The sequence below is a fragment of the Sphaerochaeta sp. PS genome (genome assembly GCF_032144095.1).
Lineage (GTDB): Bacteria > Spirochaetota > Spirochaetia > Sphaerochaetales > Sphaerochaetaceae > Sphaerochaeta.
Window position 1 is genome coordinate 1 of record NZ_JAVSNJ010000026.1, and the last position, 3546, is coordinate 3546.

Below are 3546 nucleotides of genomic sequence, written 5' to 3' on the forward strand. Positions count from 1 at the left end.
TTTGGTAATGTCAAGCAGTTTTAACATTTTATGGTAAGCAGTTTTTCTTGGGTCTTGGTAAACAGCTTTTTAATACTTATGGTAATGACTTTTTCTTATGTTTTGGTAAAGAGTTTTGAATTTATATGGTAAGCAGTTTTAAGATAGTAGTGGTAAGCAGTCTTGCAAAATACTTTCCAGTTTCAGGAAGGGTCACAGGTACAGGGCTTTCTCAATTTAATTTGAGAATATAGAGAACGCAAGTTAAAAATAGTAGACCCTTAAAAGATGACAGGTTTGTACTCACTGACCCCCTGGGGGTAACACTTTCCCGTTCCAGAAAAGATGACCGTTGCAAGGTATTCCCAATTTAATTTGAGAATAAGAGAAACCCAAGTCAAAAATATATACCCCTTGAATGATGACATATTCCTACATCACTGACCCCCAAAAGGGTAACACTTTTCAGTTTCAGTGGAGGAGTCTTCTACTGGGGATTCCCAATTTAATTTGAGAAAATGATAAACATACTCACAAGTCAAACCTAATAAAGGCCGGGCCCTTGGGGACCCGGCACATCATATCCTCAGAAAGAGTTGAAAGGATCGTCATCATCGGCATACATCAGCCCATTCAGTTTTCTGTAGAAGGTCGAGAGAGGCATGTGAAGGCTTGATGCGGCTTCCTTGGCACCGAGGGCATATCTCATGCTCCGGGCCTCCCCACAGGTCACCCTTGTCGGTTCCACAGTTGGTTTCCGTCCTGCATTTCGTCCCACTGATTCCTTCCAAAAGGCATCGTTGTAACTGATTTTGAGCACCTCACTGCCATCCCCAGTCTTCTCGACGACGGCATGCATCTGCAAGCGACAAACCATGGAGTTGAGGTTGTCCGCCTTACTGGAATGGTCCTCATCAGGCGAGAGGGGGAAGCATAGCTCGTTCCATTCGTCACGCACCATCGCCTGCCTCCTCTAGGCCGTCGGGGACCCTGGGATGCTTCATCCTGTAGGATTCGCCAACAAGCGAGAAGCATCTGGCATTGTACAGGAGCCTGTCCAGCAGTGCGGTTGCAAGGGCGTTGTCACCGAGAAACTCGGCCCATTCTGAAACCTTCTTGTTGGTGGTCATGATGATTGACGTCGTCTCGTAGATTTCACTTATCAGGGTGAAGAACAGGTTTGCCTGGTCCCTGGTGATGGGGCAGAATCCCATCTCGTCGATGATGAGCACATCACACTTCCTGAGCTTCTTCAGCCTGAAGCGTGCAGACCTCTCCACCTCGGCATTGCTGAGGATGGTGATGAGGCTGGACATCCGCTGGAACCCGACAGTATAGCCACCCTCCACAGCCTCCACCCCAAGGGCGACAGCCAGGAACGTCTTTCCAAGACCCGGAGGTCCCAGGAACAGGATGTTGGAGGCAGAGTCTGCCCAAGAGAGGTCCTTGAGCTGTGCTATCTGCGTTGGTGTTATGCCCGATTCAAGCTCCGAGGTGTCATATTCGTCAATCCTCCGGGGCTCAGGGGGGAAGTGGGCGGCTGCATAGTTGCGGCCCTTCCTCTTGCTGAGCCTCTCGCCGGACTCATACTGGGTAATCTGGAGCAGCATCTCCACAGAGGTGGCCCCTGCCTTTTCCGCTTCCTGTATCAGCGTCGAGATATTCGCCGCCGCATACTTGAGACCAAGTGCTGTCAGGGTACCTTTCAGCATATTTATCCTTGTGGTGTTATTTCCTCTCATTGCCGGAGCCTCCCTTGCCAACATTGGCGCTGAACACGTTCTCGTAGTATGTCCCATTCCTGCTTGCCACGGAGAGCGCCCCGGAAGGGATGTCCACAGAGACGCCCTTCATCAGTGACTCCGAGAAGTCTGCATCAAGGCCAAGGGTGCCGCCTCCCTTCTGCCAGAAGGAGCCGGAGTCCTCCCAGACCTCAAGGAACTGCCTCACCTGGTAGCGGTAATGCTTGCAACAAATCTTCAGTGCGGCCTCAAGCCTGTCCAGGTCAGGCTGCTCCTTCTCAAGGAAGGTAAGGAATGCCTTGTACTTGCTGGTCGCATCGCGGTCCGTCTCCTTCCTGAGACCATTGAGGAAATGCTCCATGCTTGCACAGCCGTACTTTCTCTGGATCTCCATACCCAAGGCCTTCCATTCGTCGTTACGGGGCTTGGCAAAGCCCTTGGTTTTGAATACCTGCCCCTTGACACTGGGGTCGGGAAGGTCATACTGGGCTATCATCTTGGTCCTCTGCTCCTCATCAAAGGCGAGGATCCTGCCGTTGGAGATTGTCCTGACTATCTTCTTGTAGGCATACGGCCAAGGCATCTCGTAGTCATTTGCCTTGTACCTGATGAGATGGAGCTTGCTGACGTCGACGACATCGCTGAGACCCCACACGGCATCATAGTTGGAGGGAAGCAGGGGACGCAGCTCCTGTTTCTCACAGACATTGAAATCATTGATGGGTATCATGCCTGTAGCTGTATGGATACGCGCATAATTGACCCTGTGACACCAGGCGGGCAATCCTGCGATTACCTCCTGCCGGCTCAGGTGACTCCTGGCTGGAAGGTAGTTCGTCTTCACAAACTTCACGCATGATTCTGAAAGTCCTTTTGCCTCAGGATCTGCCTTGTGGCATACAAACAATGTAATATTTTGTTCCTCAATGAAATCCGTGAATACCTTGGTGGTGATGACCTCACCATGCAGCTCACTGGCAACCAGGCAAGACTCCTGGTCTATGGCAATCACCAGAATCCTTCCTCCAATGACCAGGAAGAAGGCATAGATTGCCCGGCAGGTCTCCTCACCGTTGAACTTGTGGTCCTGTCCCTTTACAAACCGGAACTTGCTGTAGCTCAGCTCAATGCAGATGAACCATAGCTTGGAGCCGTCATTGAGCTTCCACTCGCCATAATCAAGCTGGGCCGAATCCCCGGGCATCGTGCGTCCCTGGCTGTTGTAGATGCGCTTGCCCTTCACCGGGGGCTTCACCGCACCTATGTTTATCAGGTGCTTGCAGAAGTTGCGCAGCGTCTGCTCATTGCCTGGCAGTTTCTCCATCTTTTGAGTCTCGACGAACGATTCCCACAGGAAGTCGTACACCGATGACTTTGAGATTGACGAACCGTTGAGGGTGAGTATCCTTATGATCTCTGCCCTCAGGACAGGGACGTCGAATGCCTTGCCCTTCTCATGAGGGTTGGACAGGGAACTTGCAATGTCCTCTCTCATAATGTAGTATTTTTTGATAGTTGCTAGGCATGGTGGCTTTGTGTTTGTTCGCGCAAAGCAGGCCACCACGTCTTTTTCTGCGACTCCGGCCTTCATGAGGCTGAGAATTTTCTCTTTCATTGCTTCTTGTTTGAGGCGTCTGATAATCATCTCCAATCCATCCTGTAAGTAAAAATTTACCTGCCATCATAGCGTCAGATGATTTGCTGGCGTCACCCTTTGGGGGATTCTTTTGTGCAGAAAGTGTTTACTTTTAGGGGGGAAGCCGAAAAAAACTGCTTACCACGGGATATGCAAAACTGCTTACCGCAACACCTCAAAAACTCCTTG

At 50.6% G+C, this 3546-nt stretch carries 3 protein-coding genes; all 3 read right to left on the reverse strand.

The window, feature by feature from the left end; translation table 11 throughout:
• Positions 1 to 565: 565 nt before the first annotated feature.
• From ROJ03_RS12985 to ROJ03_RS12995, 3 genes are read right to left on the reverse strand one after another with little or no spacing between them, the layout of a single operon-like run.
• On the reverse strand, positions 566 to 940 hold the full coding sequence (locus tag ROJ03_RS12985) for a hypothetical protein (RefSeq protein WP_313727491.1): 375 nt from the start codon (positions 938 to 940) through the stop codon (positions 566 to 568).
• Complete coding sequence (gene istB / locus ROJ03_RS12990) at positions 930 to 1691, reverse strand: IS21-like element helper ATPase IstB (RefSeq protein ID WP_313727492.1); 762 nt, start codon at positions 1689 to 1691, stop codon at positions 930 to 932. The genes ROJ03_RS12985 and istB overlap by 11 nt, the downstream gene beginning before the upstream one ends.
• A gap of 16 nt (positions 1692 to 1707) precedes the next feature.
• Entirely contained in the window at positions 1708 to 3216 is a 1509-nt protein-coding gene (locus ROJ03_RS12995) for a hypothetical protein (protein ID WP_313727493.1), read from the reverse strand.
• Positions 3217 to 3546 lie beyond the last annotated feature (330 nt).